This is a genomic window from Gordonibacter pamelaeae 7-10-1-b (genome assembly GCF_000210055.1).
In the GTDB taxonomy this organism is placed as follows: domain Bacteria; phylum Actinomycetota; class Coriobacteriia; order Coriobacteriales; family Eggerthellaceae; genus Gordonibacter; species Gordonibacter pamelaeae.
Window position 1 is genome coordinate 1 of sequence record NC_021021.1, and the last position, 22,047, is coordinate 22,047.

The 22,047-nt window shown below is 53.3% G+C and carries 15 protein-coding genes and 3 pseudogenes; 6 read left to right on the top strand and 12 right to left on the bottom strand.

Features of this window, described 5'->3' with window-relative positions:
* The 9 genes and pseudogenes from GPA_RS00005 to GPA_RS00040 form a co-directional block, all read right to left on the bottom strand.
* A pseudogene (locus GPA_RS00005) lies at window positions 1-320 on the bottom strand (class B sortase); the annotation flags it as partial.
* A gap of 63 nt (window positions 321-383) precedes the next feature.
* Window positions 384-3,491, bottom strand: a complete 3,108-nt coding sequence (locus GPA_RS00010) for a VaFE repeat-containing surface-anchored protein (protein WP_041238631.1) — start codon at window positions 3,489-3,491, stop codon at window positions 384-386.
* Window positions 3,492-3,500: 9 nt separating this feature from the next.
* Window positions 3,501-3,992: a hypothetical protein gene (locus GPA_RS00015; RefSeq protein ID WP_015538583.1), complete on the bottom strand. Its 492-nt coding sequence runs from the start codon at window positions 3,990-3,992 to the stop codon at window positions 3,501-3,503.
* Window positions 3,993-4,057: 65 nt separating this feature from the next.
* Window positions 4,058-4,453 (bottom strand): hypothetical protein, encoded by a 396-nt coding sequence (locus tag GPA_RS00020; RefSeq protein ID WP_041238632.1) that lies wholly within the window; start codon window positions 4,451-4,453, stop codon window positions 4,058-4,060.
* Window positions 4,454-4,529: 76 nt separating this feature from the next.
* The gene (locus tag GPA_RS00025; protein ID WP_041238634.1) at window positions 4,530-5,381 is read right to left on the bottom strand and encodes an IS3 family transposase; all 852 of its coding nucleotides are present in this window, start codon (window positions 5,379-5,381) and stop codon (window positions 4,530-4,532) included.
* The gene (locus GPA_RS00030; protein ID WP_231847526.1) at window positions 5,378-5,641 is read right to left on the bottom strand and encodes a helix-turn-helix domain-containing protein; all 264 of its coding nucleotides are present in this window, start codon (window positions 5,639-5,641) and stop codon (window positions 5,378-5,380) included. Before GPA_RS00030 ends, GPA_RS00025 begins: the two co-directional genes overlap by 4 nt.
* A gap of 236 nt (window positions 5,642-5,877) precedes the next feature.
* Window positions 5,878-6,072 (bottom strand): transposase, encoded by a 195-nt coding sequence (locus GPA_RS19835; RefSeq protein WP_269446296.1) that lies wholly within the window; start codon window positions 6,070-6,072, stop codon window positions 5,878-5,880.
* A 58-nt stretch (window positions 6,073-6,130) separates the two neighbouring features.
* A pseudogene (locus tag GPA_RS19840) lies at window positions 6,131-6,310 on the bottom strand (IS110 family transposase); the annotation flags it as partial.
* A gap of 410 nt (window positions 6,311-6,720) precedes the next feature.
* The gene (locus GPA_RS00040; protein WP_015538586.1) at window positions 6,721-7,626 is read right to left on the bottom strand and encodes a glycosyltransferase family 2 protein; all 906 of its coding nucleotides are present in this window, start codon (window positions 7,624-7,626) and stop codon (window positions 6,721-6,723) included.
* 510 nt (window positions 7,627-8,136) lie between these two features.
* On the opposite strand from GPA_RS00040, the gene GPA_RS17665 reads away from it, so the two are divergent.
* Window positions 8,137-8,445, top strand: coding sequence for a hypothetical protein (locus tag GPA_RS17665; RefSeq protein ID WP_156790876.1), 309 nt, complete (start codon window positions 8,137-8,139; stop codon window positions 8,443-8,445).
* 253 nt (window positions 8,446-8,698) lie between these two features.
* On the opposite strand, the gene GPA_RS00045 is transcribed toward GPA_RS17665, so the two are convergent.
* Together GPA_RS00045 and GPA_RS17670 are read right to left on the bottom strand one after the other, a co-directional pair.
* The gene (locus GPA_RS00045) at window positions 8,699-9,643 is read right to left on the bottom strand and encodes a glycosyltransferase family 2 protein (protein ID WP_041238635.1); all 945 of its coding nucleotides are present in this window, start codon (window positions 9,641-9,643) and stop codon (window positions 8,699-8,701) included.
* Window positions 9,636-11,318 carry a DUF6020 family protein gene (locus tag GPA_RS17670; protein WP_156790877.1) on the bottom strand — a complete coding sequence of 561 codons (1,683 nt, stop codon included), beginning with the start codon at window positions 11,316-11,318 and terminating at the stop codon, window positions 9,636-9,638. The genes GPA_RS00045 and GPA_RS17670 overlap by 8 nt, the downstream gene beginning before the upstream one ends.
* A gap of 130 nt (window positions 11,319-11,448) precedes the next feature.
* Between GPA_RS17670 and GPA_RS00060 the strand changes: the two genes are divergently transcribed.
* Complete coding sequence (locus GPA_RS00060; protein WP_156790878.1) at window positions 11,449-14,655, top strand: glycosyltransferase; 3,207 nt, start codon at window positions 11,449-11,451, stop codon at window positions 14,653-14,655.
* Here GPA_RS00060 and GPA_RS00065 read toward each other — a convergent pair.
* On the bottom strand, window positions 14,652-16,295 hold the full coding sequence (locus GPA_RS00065; RefSeq protein WP_083808769.1) for a glycosyltransferase: 1,644 nt from the start codon (window positions 16,293-16,295) through the stop codon (window positions 14,652-14,654). The genes GPA_RS00060 and GPA_RS00065 overlap by 4 nt on opposite strands.
* A gap of 129 nt (window positions 16,296-16,424) precedes the next feature.
* Here GPA_RS00065 and GPA_RS17675 point away from each other — a divergent pair, with 129 nt between their 5' ends.
* From GPA_RS17675 to GPA_RS17060, 4 genes and pseudogenes are all read left to right on the top strand, one after another.
* Window positions 16,425-18,896, top strand: coding sequence for a CHAP domain-containing protein (locus GPA_RS17675; RefSeq protein ID WP_156790879.1), 2,472 nt, complete (start codon window positions 16,425-16,427; stop codon window positions 18,894-18,896).
* Window positions 18,877-19,131: pseudogene (locus GPA_RS20540) on the top strand (acyltransferase family protein); the annotation flags it as partial. The gene GPA_RS17675 and the pseudogene GPA_RS20540, both read left to right, overlap by 20 nt.
* Before the next feature lie 29 nt (window positions 19,132-19,160).
* Window positions 19,161-19,955 carry an acyltransferase family protein gene (locus GPA_RS19845; RefSeq protein ID WP_331429814.1) on the top strand — a complete coding sequence of 265 codons (795 nt, stop codon included), beginning with the start codon at window positions 19,161-19,163 and terminating at the stop codon, window positions 19,953-19,955.
* A 58-nt stretch (window positions 19,956-20,013) separates the two neighbouring features.
* On the top strand, window positions 20,014-22,047 hold a 2,034-nt coding region (locus GPA_RS17060), incomplete at its 3' end, for an N-acetylmuramoyl-L-alanine amidase family protein (RefSeq protein WP_167536561.1).

A 22,047-nucleotide genomic window follows, 5' to 3' on the forward strand; every position in this document is an offset into this window, starting at 1 on the left:
TAGTCCCATCTCTTGCCTGCATCGTGATGGAGGTAGTAGCCGGGATCCCCAGAGTTGCCCTGGACGATTGGATAGTCGATCCCAGTCCCGGGGACGTTGATCCATCCGATGATATCCGGGTTCACGGAAAGCCAGTAATCCCAGTCTATCGACTCGAAACCGTCGTCTTGGACGGCCTCCTCGCAGGTGCCGAGTGGGTCCGGGCTTGTGCCCGACGCCTTCTCCGTGAGCATGAGAATCGAAGCGCCCACAACCAGGGCAAGTGAGATCAGGGATGCAGCCAAAGCAAGGGCTATTCGGCTTTTTGTCCTGTCGCTCATAGACCTCCTAAAACGATGGGCGGCACACGGCCGCCCATCTCGAAATCAGAAGCTGGCTATTGCTTAGCTTTCGTCCGACCCGCTGTCGCAGTCTTCGGAATTCGCGTCAGCTGCTGCAGCCAAACGTCGCTTGCGTAGGCCGTAGGCCAGGCATCCCGAGCCCGCGAGGAACGAGATGACGACAATCGCGGCAATCGGAGTCAAGTCGACGCCGGTCTTGTCGAGGGCCTTGCCGGGCTCGTCAGGGACCTCAGGGGTATCGGGGTTGTCGACCACGACGGTCTGGCCGTCGTCGTCGATGTCCTGATGGACTGCGACTACGTTGCCGTTTACGTCGAGGCACTCCTCGAACGCAACGAGCTCGACGCCCTCCTCGATTTTGGACGCGTCGAACTCGAAGGACACGTCGGCGGCTCCGTCGGCCTTGTCTGGGCTGAACTCGGCGGTCGCGGTCACGGGCTTGCCGTCGGCATCCTCGAGCGGCATGCCGGTGGATTTCACGATCAAAGTGCCATGGGCGGTGTAGGTGTCGCTGGGGACGAGGCCCTTGTACTCGATGGTGTCGGTCAGCTTCACCTTGCTGGAGGCGATGACATGGTCGCCGTCGCCTGCATCGACGAGGGTTGTGCCGATCTCCACGACGGTCACGGTCTGGCCCTCGTCGGAGGGGTCCTCATGGGATGCGAGCTGCACATCGGCAGCGAAGAGCTTCTCGTACACGACGAGGCTCTTTCCGCCGAGGTCGGTCCCGTCAAAAGAGAGCTCGACGAGCTGGGTGCCGCCGGCCTCCTCGGGGGTGAAGGCGGCGGTGCCGGTAACCAGCTTCTCGGCCAATCCGTCCTTTACCACGACGGGCTCACCGGTCTCAGAATCGATCAAGGTAGCCTGGAGCTCGTACTCGGTGCCGGGAACGAGGTCCTCGTAGGCCACCTCGTCGACGACGGTTATCTCGGTTCCGGTCACCAGCTTGTCGCCGTCGGACTTGTCGGCCGCGGCGGTATGGATGTCGAGGAAGTGCACGGTCTGGCCCTCGTCCGCGATGTCGGCGTGGGCAGCGACCTCTACGCCCTCGGAGAAAAGCGACTCGAAGGCCACGATGTCCTCGCCAGCGAGCAGGCTGGAGTCGAAGGTGAATTCGAGTTCCACCTCGCCGGCCTTCTGCCTAGGCTGGAAGGTCTTTGTGGCGGTGATCGCATTGCCGTCGGCATCGAGCAGGGCCTCGCCGGTGGACTTTACCACGAGGGTGCCAGTGACTGCGTATTCGGTGCCGTCGTTCTTGAGGTTCTCGTACCAGACGGTGTCCACCAGGGTGGTCTCAGCGGAGGCTTGGGCCACGTGGTCGCCGTCGGCCTTGTCGGTTTCCTCGGTTTTGATCTTCGGGCCCTCCTTGTCGTCGAGGCTCATCCACACGGCCTTGGCCACGGTGGAGTCTCGCTCGACCACGAAGGTCTTGGTCACGAGCTCGTAGCCCTCGTTGGAGTCGCTTCGGAGCTCTTCTAGCATGTACTTGCCGTAAGGAAGCGCTGCCAGCCTGTCGTCAACGTCGGCGTTGGAGCCGTCCTCGCCGAGGGAGAACCATACGCCAGCCCTGGAGTCCATGTCTGCGGCCTTGATGCTCTCAGCCTTGAGCAGGCCGTCGTTGCCGTTGGTGTTTCTGCTGTGCTTGTTCCAGGAAGAGGCCGTAGAGACGTTTCCGTTGCGGTCGGTCACGATGACGTGGGCCTCGCCGGTGGAGACGTTGGTCACCTTGAACGCCACCTGCAGGGAGGCGTTGGTGTCCTCGGCCATCTTCACGACCTCAAGGTCGTTGCGGACCACCTGGTCGAAGAACTCGAGCTCGCCGCCAGCAGAGGTCGCCTTGACGATCGCGCCGTTCTCGCGGACCTGGAAGGTCTTGGGCTCGCCGTCGGTGAGCAGGTAGGAGTCGTTGGCCTTGGTCTCCTGGATGGTGTAGGTGCCGTAAGGCAGCTCGTCGGCCGCGGTCTGGGCGGTGTATGCGCCGGCCTCGGCGTTCCAGGAGGTAACGATGGTCTCGATGACGTCGCCGGGCTCGAACCACTTGTCGCCCACGAGCACCTTGTGCTCGGATTCGTTGGCGATGGTGAACTCGATGCCGGAGAGCGTGGAGCCGGTTTCGAGGGCGTCATGGGAGTTGCCGCCCAGGGCCTCGGATGCCCGGAGCTCGACGTCGGACTTCGTCACCTGGACGCCGCCGCGGATCACGTCGTCGCCGCAAGGATTGCCGGTGAGGTCAACCATCTGGCCATCGGACTTGATCTCAGCCTTCGCGGACCAGTCGGAAACGAGATATCCCTCGGGTGCCTGGGACTCGACCACGGTGTAGGTGCCGCAAGGAAGGGCGCTCGCGGAAGTCTTGGCAACGAATGCGCCCGCGTCGCCGTCCCATTTGCCGGTGATGGTCTTCACCACCTCTCCGCTAGCGTAGTAGCGGCCGTCGACGAAGGCGTACTGACCGGATGCGTTGACGATGTCGTACTTGGCGCCGTCGAGGGTTGCGTCGCCCTGGGGCTCGGCGCCTGCCTGGGAGTCTTCCTTCGCCACCTTCAGGTCACCCTTGTCCCATGTGAAGCTCATGAGCACCTGGGTGCCGGGGCCCGTGTGGATGCAGAAGGCCTCGAAGCCGGTCGAAACCTTGCCCTTGCTCGCCTTTATGGACTTCCAGGTGGTGCCCAGAAGCTCGCTTCGCGCCCAGCCCTCGAAGTCGCCGCTGGTGCCGAAGACGGCATCGGCCTTGGAGCCTTGATAGGCGTACGACAGGAGCACGTGGCTTGCCACGGTGTACTTATCCGCGCTCCAGCCGCTGCCGTCGTACCAGGTGTCGGGGAACATGGACGCGTCGAATCCCGGGGCGCCGTAGCTGAACCACATCGTAGCGATGAGGTCGGGGTCGCTCACGCCGCTCTTGCTGTAGGTGCCGGGCGCGGGCGTGGCGGCAGCCGGGTCGGCGCAGTAGGCAACCTCGCCGTCGGCGTACATGCGGGTCGTTAAGTAGCCCGCGTACGGGATGTCGTCGCCGATGGTGACGTCGACGCTTTCAGCCGCGAACGCGCTCATCGACGCCGATGCGCACACACTGAGCGCCAGGGCAATGCTCATGACGACTCTGATGATCTTGGAGGATGCGATCCTCTCGGTTGTCTCGGTTCTCACGCTTCCTCCTTAGAACGGGATGTCGTTGCGGGACATGCGGGGATTTGCGCGCTGGGCGGCGCCACGGCCGAGCCTCTCGCTGCCGTCGCGTGCCGAGCGGGCCCGTTCGGAAAGGCTATCGAGGTACTCGGCGCGGTTGCGCTCGATGGCGTCCCTGATCTGGGCGGGCATCACCTTGATCACGTCCTTGACCTTGACGCCCTCTTCGTTGACGACGGGCTTGCCGTCCTTGTCGAGGATGCTCCTGCGCAGCCATACCTCGCGATTGGTAAGGAGAGGGATATCGCGATAGTCCTCGCCGCGGTATCGCGACTCGTTCACGAACAACGGGCTGAACTGGTAGTAGCTGACGTCGTGTCCGTCGATGACCGTGCCCTTTGGCAGGGTCACTGAGTTGAAGGTCCTTGTCTCACCGGTCCTTCGGTCGGTGTGCTCGATGTCAGTGCGGACGAAGTTCTTGTGCAGCGTGACATACGTGTTCTTCGGTGTTTCCTGGCTCATGCGAGCCCTCCTTTACGTCTAGTGCCGGCATGCTGTGGAAGTGCCGGATTCTTGGATGCTAAGGGCTACCTGCCCATTCGATTCCCCTCCCTTCTCCTGACCTGCTCGACTGCGGGGATGCTCTTGGCGCGCTGCGCCCTGGACGAGATGCTCTCGTCGTTGAGCAGGGCCCTCTCGAACTCTCCGTAGCCGATGCGCTCGATGTCGTCGGGTTCGAGTCCGAGGTAGGCCTCAGCGGCGTCTACAAGCTCCTCGGCGTCGGAATATCCCCAGTTGAAACCGTTCATCACCTCTGTCCACCCGTCCTGCCGTTTGGCCCACAGGGAGAACGAGAAGCCCAGGGTGACCGCTCCTTTCGGGTCTGGTGCCGCGTGGGCTTCCAGAAGGAGGCGGGACCCATCCTCCGGGTCGTTCATCATCCACGCCGCTTCCGGCGTGGCCCCGCTGTTCGGTTCGTACAAGTTCTCTTTCCCTTCTCTTAGAATCCGCTAACTATGTCGAACCGCATCCCAATTCTTGGACGGGCTAATAAGCGGCCTAGGCCGCACATAGGGACTGATTCCGGAACTCTTCCGGGGTCAGTCCTTTCAGTTTAACCTGTCGCCGCCTCGTGTTCCAGTGGACGATGTAGGCGTCGAGGTCCCTCTTGAACGCCTCGAAGCCGGGCCATTCGACGCCTCTGTAGAACTCGTCCTTGATGTGGCCGAACACCTGCTCCGTCGCGCCGTTGTCGATGCAGTTACCCTTGCGTGACATGCTCTGCACCACGCCCGCCTCCCTCAGCCTTCTGCACCATCCGGCCTGCTGGTACTGCCAGCCCATGTCCGAGTGAAGGATCGGGGCGGCGCCCTCGGGCTTCTTGGCCAGCAGCCTGTCGAGCAGCTCGTGCTGCTGGGCCATGTTAGGGTGCAGCGACGTGGACCAGGCGAAGATCTCCTTGCTCCCGAAGTCGTAGACCGGGGCGAAGTAGGCCTTGCCCCAGGGCTGCTTGAGCTCCGTGACGTCGGTGCCCATCTTCTGCCACGACCCGTCGGCCCCGAAGTCGCGGCCGATCACGTTCTCGAAGGTCTTGCCGACCTTGCCCCTGTAGGAGTCGTACCTGTGGTAGTCGGTCTCGCGCCGGATACCGCAGCCGATGCCCATCTCGCGCATCATCTTCAGCACGGTCTTGTCGGCGACGCGCACGCCCTGCTCGGCTCGCAGGCACATCGCTATCTGGCGGTGCCCGCAGCCGTTCGCGGTGCGCGAGAAGATCTCGCCGGCGGCCTCCCAGAGCTCAGGCCGCGTGGGAACCTTGGGGTGCGACGTCGCGTAATAGTAGCTCGACCTGGGCAGGCCGGCGGCCTTCAGCAGGTCGGCGAGGGGCCATCGCCCTGAAAGCTCGCTCACTTCGCGCCCTTCGGCCGCCCCTTGGGCTTCGGCCTCAGCGCTTCCGGGCCGTCCTCCCGGTAGGCCTTCAGCCACTTCTTGAACGAGCTGGTCGAGGCTATCCCGAACCTGGCCATGGCCTCGGGCTTGGTCATCCCCTCGTCTACGACCGCTCTGACGGCGGCCACCTTTGTCTCGAACGGGTAAATTGTCTTCTTCGCGCCCATCAAAGCTAGAACCTCGATGCCGACCGACCTATAGATGTCCAGCCATTTTCTCACGGTTTCTTGCATAGCAAACGACTGCCAACCAAGGCATAAGATTACAAGTGCTTAAGCCGTATCGGCCTTGGAAAGGCAGTTACTTTGACAAACACTGGATAAACTCAGCGTCAAGGAGCACGGAGTTTGCGGGCGATACCCGAGAGGGCGACGTAGTGATGCTTCCTATCCTCGTTCTTCTTCCTATCGTAGTAGTCTCCGGAGTAGGGGTCGTTCCTCTTGGCGCAGTTGGCGGCCTACATGAGAGTCCATCGAAGCGCCCCGGGCCCGCGCTTCAACATGTGCCCGCCGGATCTCACGGTCTCGCCGGATTCGCTCTTCGTAGGATCCATGCCGGCGCATCCCATGAGCTTGCGAGGGCCGTCGAAGGCGTTCGGATCGCCGATCTCGCCCGCGATGACGGAGGTGAGGGAGATGTCTATGCCGGGGATGGTGACGAGCCACTTGCCCCTCGTCCGCTATCATCGCCGCATCGAGCGCGTCGGTCTTGACCTTGCGGACCGTCCAGACGCCGCGGAAGGCGTCGGTCTGGATGGAGTTGATCACCGTGGCCTCGTAGCCGTGGGAGGTCAGGAGGTCGAACAGGGCCACCCAGTAGTGGCCCGTGGCCTCCATTCCGACCAGGCCGTTCTCCGGGGTCGTGCCGGCCTTGCGGAGCCTCTTCAGCATCTTCGCGAAGCAACTCGCCGTGTCGTTTAACTTGAACGACACGGCGACGGTGCGCCCGTCCCCTCGACGACGCTGGCGACATGGCTCCTCTTGGCGATGTCGATCCCGATGCAGACCATGGCTTCCTCCGATCTCCACGCTTCACGGCGAGGCAGAGGTTCTCATGTGGTTTCCGCAGGCGCAACCTCATCGGATATACGGCGCCGCACGCCATCCTGCCGAATTCGCGTCCACCTGCGGGCCTGAGCGCCAGCTTTTTTAAAGAGCCCGGCTCCTAGGGGGTGCGGCAAGCGTCCCCCGCCCCATGCGCATCCCTTATCTCACATTCGCGTCTACAAGAGAAGAGCGCGGCCACTGGACGAGAAGTGGCAAGAGCAGTATATGGGGGTACTATTTCATGTTGCCATTTACTACTTCACGTATTGCAGTGCGCGTACAAAGCAGGTAAAGGGGATCTGACCGAGCATGTATTTTGCGTAACGACGCCAATGTGCTTTATTTCTGGGGTAGTTGGCGGCATGCCGCGCGATATTGAGGTTGTAAAGACAGCGATAGGCGTGAATCCCCCAGATGCGCCGGTCGGTGACGCCGATGCGTCTGAGGGCTTGTGTCATTTCTATCCAACGATCCAGCGGCATGCGATAGTCGGCAATGCAGTTAGTGGAGGATGCTGTGCGTTCTTCGCGATAGCAATAAAATGCCTCATTGGTATAGGCGATGCTGTCAGCCTGGCACAACGTATCCACCATAAACGGATTGTCTACCCAGCCTGCCCCAGGGACTTCTCTAAAATAAATATGGTTTTCATCAAGGAAATCTTTACGATAGATTGCCGACCAAATGGAAGGGTGGTAGCGCAGCAGTAAAGGTTCGTCTTCAATACAGAAAGGCTGTTTGGTGGCTTGGATGCGGTTATGAAAACCGCAGAGGTGCCGGTCAACGTCATCAGTTTCGCTCGCGCTCCAGTAGGCGGACTTTACCACATCGGGAAAGTCCAAACGTTTTGCAAGATTGAAAAGCGTAGCAAACATGTCGCCATCAAGGAAATCATCCGGTTCAACAATGCCAATATAGCGTCCTTGAGCTTCTCGCATGCCGCAGTTGAGTGTAGCTCCATAGCCTTCATTTTGCTTGTCGATGATAACAATGCGCTCATCTTCGCGTGCGGCCAATTCAAGGACAGTAAGCGATTTGTCAGACGACCCATCGTTCAGACAGACAATCTCCATCTCCAAGCTGTTGTGGGGAATGCTTTTAAGACATTGTCCCACGTAAGCTTCGACGTTGTAGACGGGTATGAGAATGCTTATGTCCATAAATTCACGCTACTCCATAGTTGCATAGTGTGTAATTTTGTCATAGAACGTGTTCGCTATGGTGGCTTGACCTATGTCAAGCCACCATTGAGTTTCATCCTGCAAGCCTTCTTCATTAGTTACTGGTACACTATAGCGCATTACCTGCACTGCTATGGAATGACTTTCAGATGCGTCCTTGCGTATTGTTGGACTTCAAAGGAAAGGATTGCATCTTAGCAATTTCAATTATGATTATCTGGTGGTTGGAGCGGGCGTTTCATCGGCGATATGTGTACGAGGCCCTGCAGGTGGGTGAGACAGCCTGGTCATAGATCGGTGCAATCATATTGCTGGAAACATCCACACCTAAGAGGTTGAAGGCATCAACGTTTAGCGCTATGGCGCGCACAACTCTCGCACCCCACTTACACCGACAGGGGACTACGCGAATAAGTTTGTAGAGTTTAACAAACTATATAAACGCATTCATTGCTCTGCATAAAGATGAGTTGTGCAACATGCCGCCACATGAACACATTCTTGAAGATGTGGGGTGTGTACATTCCGATCGAGGTGCGCGCTGCTATTGTTGAGCGGAAAGCTTGCACGGTGTGGGAAAGCCTGCCAACTTGGGAAACAGTTGGGAAGGACGGCGAGAAGGCTTGTGGGAGAGCTTGGGGCACGCCCTATCAGGTGAAAGAAGAGGCTTTACAGCTTCTGCAAAAAGCAGCCCGCCTGAGTCGAACATCTCAAAGCACAACCTCAACAGCTTCGAGTCATACGGGGAAAACGGCGGGCGATGCTGTCAGGTTCCAGGTTGCCGGGCAGAAAGCTTGAGCGCTCCATTACAGTGGATATCGATCTGATGGAGTCATGTTCAAGGTGCTTGGCGGTCCCGATTAGGCGATCGCACCAGGCACGAAGCCTATCTAGGGCTCGACGTCAACAAGCAGTCCAATTGAGCCTATGCCGTCGACTGTCTTTTATCTAACCGTTACTTGATTTCACCACTATGTTTCAGATTTCTATGTTTGTCTTGCGCAATAATATCGCAAGAACGAGAGCGATCTGCTAAAGAAACGAATGTGGATTAGTGGTTGAACCTGCGATAAGCCTCGGTCACCTGCAATTCGTATTGCTTGCGGGTACCCTTCACCACGGTGTCTAAGATAAGCCCACAGGAAAAGGACAGCAGCCCAATGAATACCAATGCCATCGCTAAAAGGGCGCTTGGCAGTTTTGGAACAAGCCCGGTGGTGGCAAATTCCCATACTATCGGTACACCGGCAATCAAGCCTAACATGCAGAACAAAAGTGCCACCCAGGAAAACAGGGCGAGTGGTCGGTAGTCTTTAAAGAGCGACAAAATCATAAGAAGCACCTTTACGCCATCAGAAAATGTGTCAAGTTTGCTCTCTGAGCCCTCAGGGCGGTCGCGATAGTCAATAGGTACTTCAGTCACGCGCCAGCGCTTGTCCACCGCATGGATGGAAAGCTCCGTTTCAATTTCAAAGCCCGGTGAGAGCACGGGTATGGTTTTGGCAAATACGGCGTTGTAGGCGCGATAGCCAGTCATAACATCTGAGAACTTAAAGCCGTAGATCCACTTGATAAGCGTGCGCACCAAGTTATTACCAAAGCCGTGGAAGGCGCGGTCATTTTCTTCGCCATAGGTGCCGTTAGATAAACGATCTCCCACTACCATGTCAGCCTCGTCGGACAGAAGTGGGGCTAGAAGCTCAGGAGCGGCTTCAGCTGGGTAGGTGTCATCGCCATCCACCATAATGTAGTAATCGGCATTAATATCGCGCATCATCTGGCGTACGACGTTGCCTTTGCCCTGACGCCGCTCTACGCGTACTACCGCTCCGTGTTCGCGTGCGATATCCCCTGTGCCATCTGAGGAGTTGTTGTCATACACATAGATGGTGGCCTCTGGCAGCACGCGGTGAAAATCGTCCACCACCTTACCAATAGTAATGGCTTCGTTGTAGCAGGGTATAAGCACCGCCACGGTCCAGTTTCTATTACTCATTACCAAGGACACCTTGCGTATTGGGGATGGTTGGTTTTTTCATCCGGTTGTCAGTTGTTTTCGTGATTGGAGAGATGCGGTTTCCGTAAAGACAAAGCGCAATCATAAGGGGTAGGGCAAGGTGGACAGCGAATACATAGCGAAACTCACACCAAGCGGGAGCGGCTATGAGCATAGTTCCAATAAGCACAGCTAAGGGCAAGAGGGGCAGCAACTGTCCTCGACGATAAGCCTGGAAGAGCAGCGTGAAAAGCAGCACCCACGTGAGCATGCCAACCGATAAAAGAGGGTAGGCGAGAGTTGCAAAATGCTTCATGTCGCTATTGTAGGCATTGTCTATTGAGGGCAAGAAACTTTGAGCATCGTTGCCAAGATAGGCGCTGGGGACAATCAACCACGATGAAACGCTTGGATCCCAATATCCCCTTGTTTGCCAGCCCCAAGCCTCGATATAAGGAATAAGGTTTCGAGGCGCCATACTAAGATAAAGATCAAGAAATTCGCTCTTGTGAGTGTTGAGGTACTCATCGTTGAACGCTTCATTAAATTTTATACCATCGGCAAGCGTTTTATCATAGCCCGTCTTGAGTTCATCCAAGGGAATAAAGTCTTCCATTTTATCGACATCGGTATCATTGTAGTTGCCATAGCTGAATGCAGCCCCCAGTTGCTGCAAGGGAATGCCGACCGATTCAGCGAAGCTGCCGCTCTTGATTCCCGTCAAGGATATGATGCCAGACCAGCAGATGGATACGACCAGCGTACCTACAAGAAACATCAGACAAAACTTTCGTAATGGTTGGTAGAAAATCAGTCCTATAGCGAAGGTCGCTAGGAGGATATAGATGCCGTTGCTGCGCAGAAAGAATACGCCCAGCGTCAATGCAATAAAACGAACAAGCCAGCTTTTATGGGTACGAAGAGCACTATTACTTCTTACCAAGTCGAAAAGGGCAAGAATGAATAATAGCAATACTGCCGAAAACAGTATGTCTTTCCACATGGTAATGGCATAGCGGGGAATGATGGGGTTCAGCGCGAAGAAGGCTGCGGTAGCTACCACAAACCAAGGTGGCACCCCTCCCCTCCTATAAAGCCACCAGGTGACGTAAGCAAGAGTGGCGGCAAGGCAGGTCATTTGGAATAGGCTGAAAAGGGCAACCCCTAAACCAAGGTTTCCCACCAGAACACCAATTCGGACAAAGAATGTTACTACGAACGTGAAAACAACCGGGTGGTGGTTTGATAGGCCCCCTATGCCACTTGGTTCCCATGCTATGTTGAGCGCCTGATTTATTGACGAGTTTGAATCGTTGGTAGCATAGCCGGGGTAGTGCCCAAGAAGCGCTATAAGACAAGACAGTTCAATGGCAATAAAGGCAACAAGAAATACGGTACGAGATTGTGCTCGTGTCGGGTTTCGCTCTCTTTCGATGTTCGCTCTTCCGTTAAGTTTGTGCCAAATCCAAAGAACGACAGGGCAAAGGAAAATACAACACAACAGACAGAAGCAAACAGCCTCGCGCGCCATTAAGACTTCGTCAAGCCACAGCCCAAAAAAGATCGATGTTGATACAAACAAGGAAAAGAAGAAGGCTAAAACAATATCGGTGGGTTTGCGATAGCCAATCGTCTTCCCAATATTTGAGCGTAAGCGAAGGAGCGCGTCGGACATGGCAGGGTTCCTGAGCCTTTCGTGTAAGCGAATGCTTATGGTACCGCAAGCTATCAGGTATTTGGAGTATATGAGAAAAAAAAGAAAGCTTTGATATCTTTTGTACAATGTGCGAAGTATCGATACGCACATGCCAAAGGAGCAAGCTGCTCGCCTGCGATTATCTGTGAAGGGGCTATTGGTCCGCATTATGTCGGTAAATAATAAGAAGAATTATCCGTTGATTTCGGTGATTATACCCGTATATGGCACCGAAGACTATTTGACGACGTGTCTCGAAAGTGTCTTTGCTCAGACCTATCAAAACATTGAAGTGATTATTGTTAATGATGCGTCGCCGGGAAACGTTGCGTCTATTGTGGCCGATTATCAAAGCAAGGGCCATGGGCTGGTATATGTTGAACACGAGAATAACCGAGGGCTCTTTCGTGCTCGCATCAGCGGTCTTGAAGCTATGAGCGGCGAGTATTTTTCTTTTCTTGATGCCGACGATAGAATTTCTATCGATTTCTTTCGCCTGGCGGTTACAACTGCCATTGAACAAGACGCCGACATTGTGGTGAATGAATTTCTTGAAGCCTATGACGATGGAAGGCTCTACTTTCCCAATCGCAGCCTTCAACAGACCGATATTGAACTGGAAGGCCCTGCTATTCTGAGTGCACTCATGCATCAACATGGGCTTGATTATGGGTGGCATATTGCTTGTAGCAAGGTATTTTCGCGCTTTGTGTGGGAACGAACCCGGAGCGTGCTTGAAGCGTATACAGGCCATTTAATTATGTGCGAAGATATAGCTTTTTCGGTATCCTTTTACTCACAAGCGCGTAAGCTAGCAACAACCCACGGAGAGTTCTACTTCTATTGTCGTCATGATTCCTCGTCAACGCGCAAGAAGGCCACAAGCAAAGAGCAGGACATGAAGGCAATAGCTGACATTTGCACCGCCTTCGATATTGTGGAAGCATCGCTGAGTGTTGTCGGCATGAAAGAAACGTACTACCAGGAGGAATCGCAGTGGCGTGAACTGTTGGCAAAGTCCTGGCAGGCAAGGGTGGTATCGTCCGACTTGTCCAGCGACGATAAAGCTGACTTGGTGAGTGCCATTGAAAACCTGAATCTTGGAAGAAAGGTGCCCGCGTTCGAAGAAGAAGACTATTTCTTTGATAAACGGGCGGTAGAGGTTGAGCATCTTCCTTTGCAGGACATCAAGGCCGCATTTGCTAATCCGTCTTGTTCGTATGTTAGCTTCGATGTATTCGATACACTGGTGCTCCGTCCTTTTTGGCATCCGACCGATCTGTTTGAATTGATGGAACAAGATGTGACGGCCATGGTGGGGGTAAAGGATAGGTTTATCTTTGCACAACTTCGGATAGAGGCTGAAAAAATTGCTCGTGACCGGAACTATCAGTCATTCGGGTATGCCCATGAAGTCACCCTCGATGCAATCTATGAAATCCTAGCAGAGCTTTGCCCCCCTCTGTCTGGTCATATTGAAGACATAAAGCAACTCGAATTGCACTATGAACTCAAGTTTTGCCGAGGGCGCAAAAAGGGCAAAGAGTTGCTGCAATGTGCTCAGATGATTGGGAAAAAGGTAATCTGTGTTTCGGATATGTACTTGCCAGCGGACTTTATTGAAAAGATGCTGGCGCACTGCGGCTACGAGGGCATTGAGGCGCTGTATTGTTCCAGCGGACTGGGCTATTCTAAAGCGGAAGGAACGCTATATAGCCACATCTCGCAGGAACGCAAGGTCGATCCAAGCGCCTTCGTGCATGTGGGGGATAATGTTCATGCGGATGTTGAAATGGCCAAACAATGCGGGTGGAAGGCGTTTCTTCTTCCTAAACCTTTAGATTTATTCACCAACCAGTTGTCGGAGTATATTTATGCGGGGGACTATTACTGGTTAGCTGCCGAAGGGAATAATGGCGCCATCAGGCAGTCAAGCGGCCTGCATTTTTTGGGTATCAGGTGCATGTATGCCATGATAGCCAATAAGCTGTTTGATGACCCCTTTGTGCACGTTCGAAAAGATAGCGACTTCAATGCAAACCCGTACTTTGTTGGCTACTATGCTTTAGGAATGCATGTGTTAGCCATTGCTGATTGGCTCGCATTTTTGGCGCAAGATCGTCATTTTGAGAACCTTCTGTTTGTGGCACGCGACGGATTCTTGCCAAAAAAGGCGTTTGACGCATTAAACAAAGTCTACCAACTGCCGCTTACGACCGACTATCTCTACACGTCTCGCAAGGCTATGCTTCCCCTGATGCTTCAAAACGAAGCGAGTCTACACATGCTACCGCGTAATATAGTCTTTCAATATCAAACCCCTCGCAAGATGATTAAGCTGCTGGGAAAATTTATGCAGGATGTCCAGGTGGTGACTTGTCAGCAAGAAATTGAGCAGGCAGGTTTTGCGTATGACGAACGGTTTGAGTCTCTTGAGTCCTTCGAATCGTTTATATCGTTCTTTAACCGTCATTATTACCACAAGCGTGCTTTCTCGGCTTATTCTCAAGAAATGAAAGAATACCTTGCGTCAAAGTGTCAGGGGAAAAGTGCGACGTTTGATGTGGGCTATAATCTGCGCCTTGAGTCCACCTTGGCGGGACTGTATGGGTTTGATATTACGGCATGTTATTTACACATCGATTGCGACTTGCCTTTGGATCGAAAAAGTCTGAGCGGTGCCCATCTTGAGACCCTGTATCCTTTTTCTCCGACTATTCAGGGCTCCTTGCGTGAGCATCTGTTAAGCGAACTTGGTCCTTCCTGTATTGGGTACGATTGCAGCGGGGGAGAACCCGCTCCTTTGTTTGAAAACTTCCAGACGAATTACCAGACCAGGTATGTGACGGAAACCATGCAGCAAGCCGCCTTGGATTTCGTGAGTGATATGATAGACACCTTTGGCGCGGATATCAGACGCCTTCCCTTTCGCAGTGTCGATGCTTGCATGCCCATTGAGTATTTTTACCAACATGCCAAAGCATTCGATAGAACTTTGTTTTCAGCTACGCCTTTTGAGGATGATATGGGCATTGGCCGTCTTACCCTTATGGAAGCTTGGGAAGGCGAAATCAATGCGGCGCGCGATAAAGACTTGCTTACCAAAATAGGGTCGTTCGATTACCTTAACTATGAGGCTATTCCTCGGTGGAAGCGCTGGTTGATATGGTGTTTAGCCGATAGGGACAAATTGAAGGAAGGTGCCTACAATCGCTTGGGTGAGCATCTGGCTCTTTTGCGATTTGCACGGTTATGCTATCGTGCCCCGCGCGCTGTCTATCGTAAAATTAAGGTGTTCTTTGGACGCTGCTCTTAGTGTTTGCTTGCCGATTTAATTTTACTGGGAATATACATAAGCGTTGAGCCAAGGCGGAATGTTTTGGATTGAAGTATTTCTTCCAGTTCCCTGGACGTGGACTGCAAGGTTTCTTCCAGTTCCTTAATTCTCTCGGCCTGCTCTGTAATGACGGCATTGGATTGGGAGGATGCTGTTTCAATCGCCTCGGTATAGGTGTGTAGCTCGGTTTGGTGTTGAATAAGCTGGTCTATTTCACGATTTGTTGCTTCAATTCTGCCTTTCGTATAGCTGAGAGCGATCTCCCATGCCATAATATGATATTTTTTATCATATACATGGGATTCATCGGACTGACCATGCAAAACATCGAGCCAAAATGTCCTAAAATCAAACGATGCAATTTTTTCAATGTGACACCGCGCATCACGGCCCATGGACTTGCGATACGCGGTGTCATGGATCAGTCTGATTATTTCTTGCGCAGCGCCTTTCCGGTCACCAAACGGGACGGAGGTAATGCCGCGTTCCTGTTCTGCCAGGGTTAGATAAGGTAGGGCGTACATGACACAAGGAACGCCAGCCGCCTTGCTTTCAGCAAGAGTAAGGGGATAACCTTCAAACTTGGAGGTCATCAGGAAAACGCTGCTTTCCCGGTAGTAGTCAAAAACATTTTGCTGAGGGCCGCACAACGCTATATTATCGTTAAGGTCGCGCGCTGATATCTCTCGTTCCAAGAAAGCTCTATAGTCATCATCGCAGGGCCCTACCATAAGCAGACGAACGTCCTTATCAAGAGCAGCCACTTCTTGCATAATTAAAATGGCTTCAAAAGGGCACTTATCGTACGCGCTAAAGCGACCCAACCACAATACCGTTTTCTCCTCTAAGCTAGCTGGCGCAATCTTGTTCAGATCGAAGGGGTTGGGATTGATGGTGACAAAGACATTTTTGTTGAAATTGCTCCAGAAGGCAGCGCTTGCCTTGTCAAGACAAACCACGGAGTCGGCCAACTGATACGCTGCTGGCAAATTGCAAAACGAGCTATCGGTTTCGCTAAATATCATGCCAAACATGCCGTGGGTATAGATGGTCAGTCGGCACCCGCAGGCCTTTATAACCAATTCATCCCAAAGCAGAAGCGGGCTGAGCCACTGTCCGTACACCACGTGAGTTATGTTCTGCTCTTTTATGATGCTTTCCAACGCTTCGGCGCGGGTTCCATATTCATTGCCACCAATCGTGTCGAAGGGGGGTAGGGTGAAACGCGGAACATCGGTAGGGAGATCGTAATCGGTCTCTTCGGGAGGAAAGTCAGTAATAAGCGACACGCGAAAGCCTATAGACCTCCACAGTTTAATAAGGTCGCGCGTCACGCGTTCGCCGCCTCCGATGCCCATACGATAGTAATAAATGGCAAGAGAACCTTGCTCTGGGGCACAGGGCTTTTCTTTGGTGTGAAAACACTTTGCCGACAAGGCATCCGATGCAAACTCTTCCGGACAATCCCAAAACATGGTGGCCAAGGCTGAAACAGCTTGTGCGGGAGAGAAGTTGCTAAAAAGGCTATCAATGCCGTAGATTCTTCCCTTCCCTTGTTTGGCGCGTAGTTCAGCCATAATCTCTCGTGGTACTATTGTATTTGCATCAATATCGGACATAGTATTATCCTAGCGTTAACAACAGTGGGCCGACGTGAAAGTCTATCTGCATTCATCGACTTAACCGAGATACTACAGCTTCCTCGGGTCATTCATAACAACGTACATTATACAAAGGAGTTTAGCGATATGCGGAGCAAAGAGCCACCAGCCAGAAAATCGACATTGCCCAGTGCGCCTGGTGTGCCCGCTGTACCCACTGCGCTCGGCGCAAAACTTGGAAAATTGTTCTTGTCGCTGGTTTTTGTCGTGGGGCTCTCCCTTCCGGGTGAATTGGCCTATGCCGATGTGACAACAAGCGGAGACATGCCAACTGCTGCCCCAGCCACCCTTCCCACCAATGTTCAGGTTGAAACGCTAGTGAACGGCAAAGCTGTCCAAAAGGCACTGTTGGGCGATGCCATAACCGTCCGCCCAGTCTTTGAGGGCAGCGCCGAGGGCGTGACGTTTAACTATGTATGGTCCTGTGAAGGTCGTTGGGATGCGGGCAATTGGTCCTCTACCATCAAGGAAACCGGCCATACAACCATAAAAGATTCCTATGAATTTAAGCCGACGAAGTCGGGTCGGTATGATTTGTATATCGACCTTATGCTCAATGGCAGCGAGGTGACGGTTCACCAAGAAATTTTGGTGATCGAAGATTGGTCGTTTGATAGCGTAAGCATCTCAAAAGCCTCCATACCCTTGGGTGCAAATGTGACGGTTGAACCCAACGTTTCAGGTACGCAAACCTCGCTTGCTCGATACAATTATGTGTGGTCCCATGAAGGACGCTGGGACGCAGGCAGCTGGTCATCCACTGTGTTGGAGACGGGTGGTTATACCTCGGATACTGCGTGGCTTTTCACCCCGATGAAAGCCGGAAACTATCATATCTATATGGACGCCGTCAAAACCAATGGCACAGTTGAAACGAAGCAGGTTGATCTACTAGTTACCTCCGCCTGGAATGCAACCAGTTTTAAGGTGAACCCATCGAAGGTGCTGGTGGGAGAGAGCGTTGACGCCAGCATCACCTTTGACCCGCAAAGCAACTTGGTGGGGCTTCAATATAATTATGTGTGGCAGCTGGGCAACACGTGGGATTACTGGGATTCCACGCTGTTGAACGGTCAGGCGTCAACGGAAGCATCCCATACCTACACCTTTGACCGGCATGGGCACTACAATCTGTATGCGGATGTGATGGGCACCGACGGCAAGAAAGTCACGCTGCAATCGACCGTCGAGGTTGATTTGCCTTATACTTTTGAGGGTGTGTCTCTCTCGTCGAGCAATGTGACCCTTGAAAACAGCGTATCGGTTTCTCCCATTATTGAGGGGGATGCCGCAGGGGCATCCTACAACTACGTCTGGTCGTATGATGGCCGCTGGGGTGAGGGCGATTGGTCTTCTACCATGAACGAGACCGGTGTCGCAACGAAAGATGCCGCCTGGTCATTCATGCCAAAGAAAGCTGGCAGGTATGATATATATATCGATGTGCTGGCGCCTGATGGAACGAAAGATACCAAGCAGGTGTCGCTGAATGTGGCGCGCGGTTGGGAGGCAAATTCCCTGCAAACATCGTTGAATTCCCCTCAAAAGGTGGGGACTTCTGTTGACTATTATGTCAATGTGACGGGCGATCGGTCATCTCGGGTACGCTATAACTACGTTTGGGCGACCTCTGGTTGGGGACGGTGGGACTCTACCATCAACTCTGAGGGCGACTACACTACGGCGGAAAAGTCTACCTTTACTCCCAGCTTGAGTGGTGACTACAATCTGTATGTCGATTTGTACGACCCCTATTCAGGTGAGAAGATAACGGTATCGACTCCTTTCCATGTCGATAAAAAATGGAAGCTGGATGGTTTGGATGTGCGGTATCCCTCGCCGCTGCGTCCGGGTAGCAATGTTTCAATGACAGCGAGCGTCTCGGGTGACACAACCGGGCTTCGCTACAATTTTGTGTGGGCCCGCAATGGTTGGTATTCTTGGGATTCCACAAAACAAATGACGGGGGATTACACCGCCGCGTCATCGGTAACCTACCAGATTGAGAATCAAAGTGGATTCTATGACTTCTATCTCGATGTGGTGGATAGCAATGGGGAGGCCGAGCATGCCAAAGTGGGAACCATTCGCGGATATTCTGCGTGGGATAACCGTGAGGCAGTGGTGTGGACGGCTCTTAACCAAGTTGGCTATAGAAGTGGATGGGAATATGAAACCCCTTTGCTCGATGCCGGGGGAACGCTGTGCAACGGTCGACATGGCTGGTATTGCGCCACCTTTGTCTGGTGGTGTTTCCGCGAGGCCGGATTGTCAAACCTGTGGGGTGAGGGAGGCTTACAGAGTGACCCGGAGTATTTAGCGAATGAATACCGGCAAATGGGAGCCTATAGCTCCAATATCTACGGGGCGCAGCGCGGCGATATTGTGTTTGCGTATATCGTGCCCTGGAGAAACCCACAAAGCATCACTCATGCAGCTTTAGTGGTTGACACCTCGCCCACTACTATAACCGTTGTGGAGGGGAATACCGATGGCGGCGTGTGGGTGCATACGTGGCCGAAGTTCCACTGGGTGGGTTATGCACGACCCGCATACTAAGGGCATTGGGCGAGCTCGGCGGACTCGCAATACTGCCTTGGACCTATTAAAAGTAGCGGCCTTCTGCTTCGTAGTAGCGTTGCATACAGTCAATCCGGTTGACGGCATGTCTACCGCGCTCAATATTTGTGCACGGGTGGGCGTGCCGCTCTTTTTTGCAGTGTCGGGGTATTTTGCTTTTGGTGGTGAGGTTGAGGTTATAAGCAGACGCACTGCTAGGGTTACAAGAATAGCCGCCTTTGGTCTGGTGTTTTATTTGGCGGTATCGCTAGTCACGGCGTGGGGGGGGGCACTAACTATACGGTGGAATTGCTTACCCCTCAAAATCTGCTTAATCTTATCTATTTCAATGCGGTGCCGCAAGCCTACCATCTCTGGTTTCTTTTTGCGCTGGTGTATACCTATGGAATATATGCCATTGCGGTAGCGCTGGGCTGGGGCGGGAAAGCTTTTGTACTGGTTGGCGCAGCGGCGCTTGTTCTGCGTTGGCTGCTTTCCGAATGGGGTCCTATCGATCCCTTATCTCCCCAACTCCGAACTTGGTTGTTTATGGGCATTCCTTTCTTTGCCTTGGGTGTTGGTTTGAAAATTTGGCGTACACAAGTGGCTATAGCGCCTTCTTTTGTCTGGGTCTTAGTCTTTCTGGTGGGGATGGCCTTAAGTTTTGCGGAGTATCGTGCCTTTGGGCTGCAAGAGATCTATGTTGGTACAGTTCTGGCGGTGTTTGCCTTATTCGCTTTTTGCGTCAGACGTGAAGTCATGAAAGAAAAACGGAACCGTGCTGGCAATAGGGTTATTGGTTTCGTGGCCAAGCTTGGTCAACAGCCTATTCTTATAGCGTATGTGGTACACCTGTTTGTTGTCTATGTCGTAGATACTTGTTTTCTCTTGGCTGGTTATATTCTTTTACCCTATGAGGTATGGGTTGTTACCTGTGTGCTCTCCCTGTTAATAGGTGCGGTTGTAGCTTTCTGTATAAATCGGGTATGCCGGTGGCGAGATTTGGGGATTTCCGGCAGAAGTGCGCAACACACCCCGAAGACGCGCCCTCTTCATTGACGGTTGGGCTAGCTATCTTTAGAATCAAGCTATCTTACGTTTCTGGTAAAGGTGGATTATGAAAAATCGCAGCAGTAAGCAGGCGTTCGTGCCAAATCGCGGTATGCGTACTATCTTAACGTTTTTCTTGGCAGCGATTCTTGTTGTTTCCGGGGTTCCCGCTTTCGCCTTTGCTGATGATGGTAAGGATACTATGGCGGCTGGGGGTGCGGTTGTTTCTGATAGTAAGGAAACCTCGCAGCAGGGTGCGTCGGACCAATCTGAAGAACAATCCGAAACCGCGCCAGGAACGAATACGTTGCCCTCACTGGCAACCGTCGATGACGAACCAAGCTTGGGCGTGCAAGCGGTGACGGTCGACGCGGCCATTGGCATGATATACGTTGATGAGGCGACTCTTGCCCGTGAGCAGACGCAAAGCATCGCTGTGCTCTTAAATGATGAGTCGCTACAAGCGTCTGGCGCAACTTTGGTGCTTCGGGAGGCAATGACGGGCTTTCAGCAGGTGGTGGAGTGCTCTACCAGCACACCCGGCGCGCTACTTTTTACTTTTGCGTTAAGTGCAGATGCCCCTCTGGGTTCCTATGCGGTTTCATCCCTGCGCTACCAGCTTGACGGAATCGAATATGCCGTAACGTTCGATGAGCCGCAACCGAATGGTGCGTTCTCCTTGGTTGCTCAAACGGATGCGGCCAATGACGCATCGATGGGCGTTAAGGCCGTATCGGTCTATTCGCTTGATGCGTCAGGGAATATGGTGGAATCAAACTCGGTTGACCAGGCTCTCAATCAATCCGGTAATGCGTTGGGCGCCGGGGTGCAGCTACGCTCGTTGTTGGCTAACCCTGCCTCGCCACGCAGTTCTAATGGAGAGGTGGTTATCGCACTCGACCCCGGTCATGGAGGGTATGACCCAGGAGCGAGTGCAAACGGGCTTAACGAAAAGGATATCAACTGGAAAATAGCGCTGTACTGCAAAGAGGAAATAGAACGTCATGCTGGCTACAAGGTTTTCATGACGCGCTCAGAAGATGAGTGTCCCACCATTCAGGAACGAGTTGATCGCTCGGTAGCAGCAGGGGCATCGGTGGTGGTCAGTATTCATATCAACTCTGCAACCTCTCCAGACGCCTATGGGTGTGAGGTGTGGTACCCCAATGGGAGTAGCTATAACTACTACTTGCACGATGAAGGTTACGATTTCTCCCAAAAAATATTGGCCAAGCTTGAAGCGTTGGGCTTGTACAACCGTGGTGCAAAGATAAAGGATTACGGTGTAGGAGATGCGGGGTATCCTGATGGATCGGCCTCTGACTATTACGGGGTTATTCGCTATGCACGCGAAGCCTCAATTTTGGGCGTGATCATCGAGCACGCGTTCATCACCTCTCCCAGCGATGCAGACAAGTTGCGAAACGATGCGTTTCTGAAAGAACTAGGTATTGCTGATGCCCAAGCTATTATGGAAAAATTTGGGCAAGTGCTCAACATTTCGTCATCGGTGGCCAGTATCGGAGAACCAATAACCGTCAGTCCGGTATCGGGTGCAGGTTTTGCTGGATGTGCGTTCAATTATGTATGGCGTTACGGTGATGGCTGGGGTGATTGGGACTCAACCCTCAACTCAACGGGCGCGCTCACGCAAGAGTCAACGTATCAGTTTGTCCCCAGCAAAGGGGGTCACTACACTCTTTATGCTGATATTCATTACCCCGATGGGCGTGTTGAAACATTGGAAAATTCGGTTGAGGTAAAGTACTGGTCGTTTGATAGTATAACGGCGCCCGATAAGGGGTTTGTGGGTTTAACAAGTACCTATTCCCCCAATTTTACGGGTGATACTACGGGTTTGACCTACAACTACGTATGGGCTTATGAGGGCCTGTGGAGTGAAGGAGACTGGTCGTCGACAGTTAAAGAAACCGGCTCAAACACTTCTAAGACCAGTGGTTCGTTTACCCCCACGAAACCCGGCATATATAAGCTTTTCATTGATGCAGTTGCCCCTGATGGTTATAAGCGGACGTTGCAGAAAAACATCACGGTTGATAAGAGTTCCTGGGAACTTTCGAGTGTAAACGCTCCTTCAACT

Excerpts from the sequence above, each read along its gene's own strand:
- GPA_RS17675 (WP_156790879.1), top strand. The coding sequence starts at position 16,425 with ATGCGGAGCAAAGAGCCACCAGCCAGAAAATCGACATTGCCCAGTGCG.
- GPA_RS00040 (WP_015538586.1), bottom strand. The coding sequence starts at position 7,626 with ATGGACATAAGCATTCTCATACCCGTCTACAACGTCGAAGCTTACGTG.
- GPA_RS17665 (WP_156790876.1), top strand. The coding sequence starts at position 8,137 with ATGAACACATTCTTGAAGATGTGGGGTGTGTACATTCCGATCGAGGTG.
- GPA_RS00045 (WP_041238635.1), bottom strand. The coding sequence starts at position 9,643 with ATGAGTAATAGAAACTGGACCGTGGCGGTGCTTATACCCTGCTACAAC.
- GPA_RS00065 (WP_083808769.1), bottom strand. The coding sequence starts at position 16,295 with ATGTCCGATATTGATGCAAATACAATAGTACCACGAGAGATTATGGCT.
- GPA_RS17670 (WP_156790877.1), bottom strand. The coding sequence starts at position 11,318 with ATGTCCGACGCGCTCCTTCGCTTACGCTCAAATATTGGGAAGACGATT.
- GPA_RS00015 (WP_015538583.1), bottom strand. The coding sequence starts at position 3,992 with ATGAGCCAGGAAACACCGAAGAACACGTATGTCACGCTGCACAAGAAC.
- GPA_RS00060 (WP_156790878.1), top strand. The coding sequence starts at position 11,449 with ATGCCAAAGGAGCAAGCTGCTCGCCTGCGATTATCTGTGAAGGGGCTA.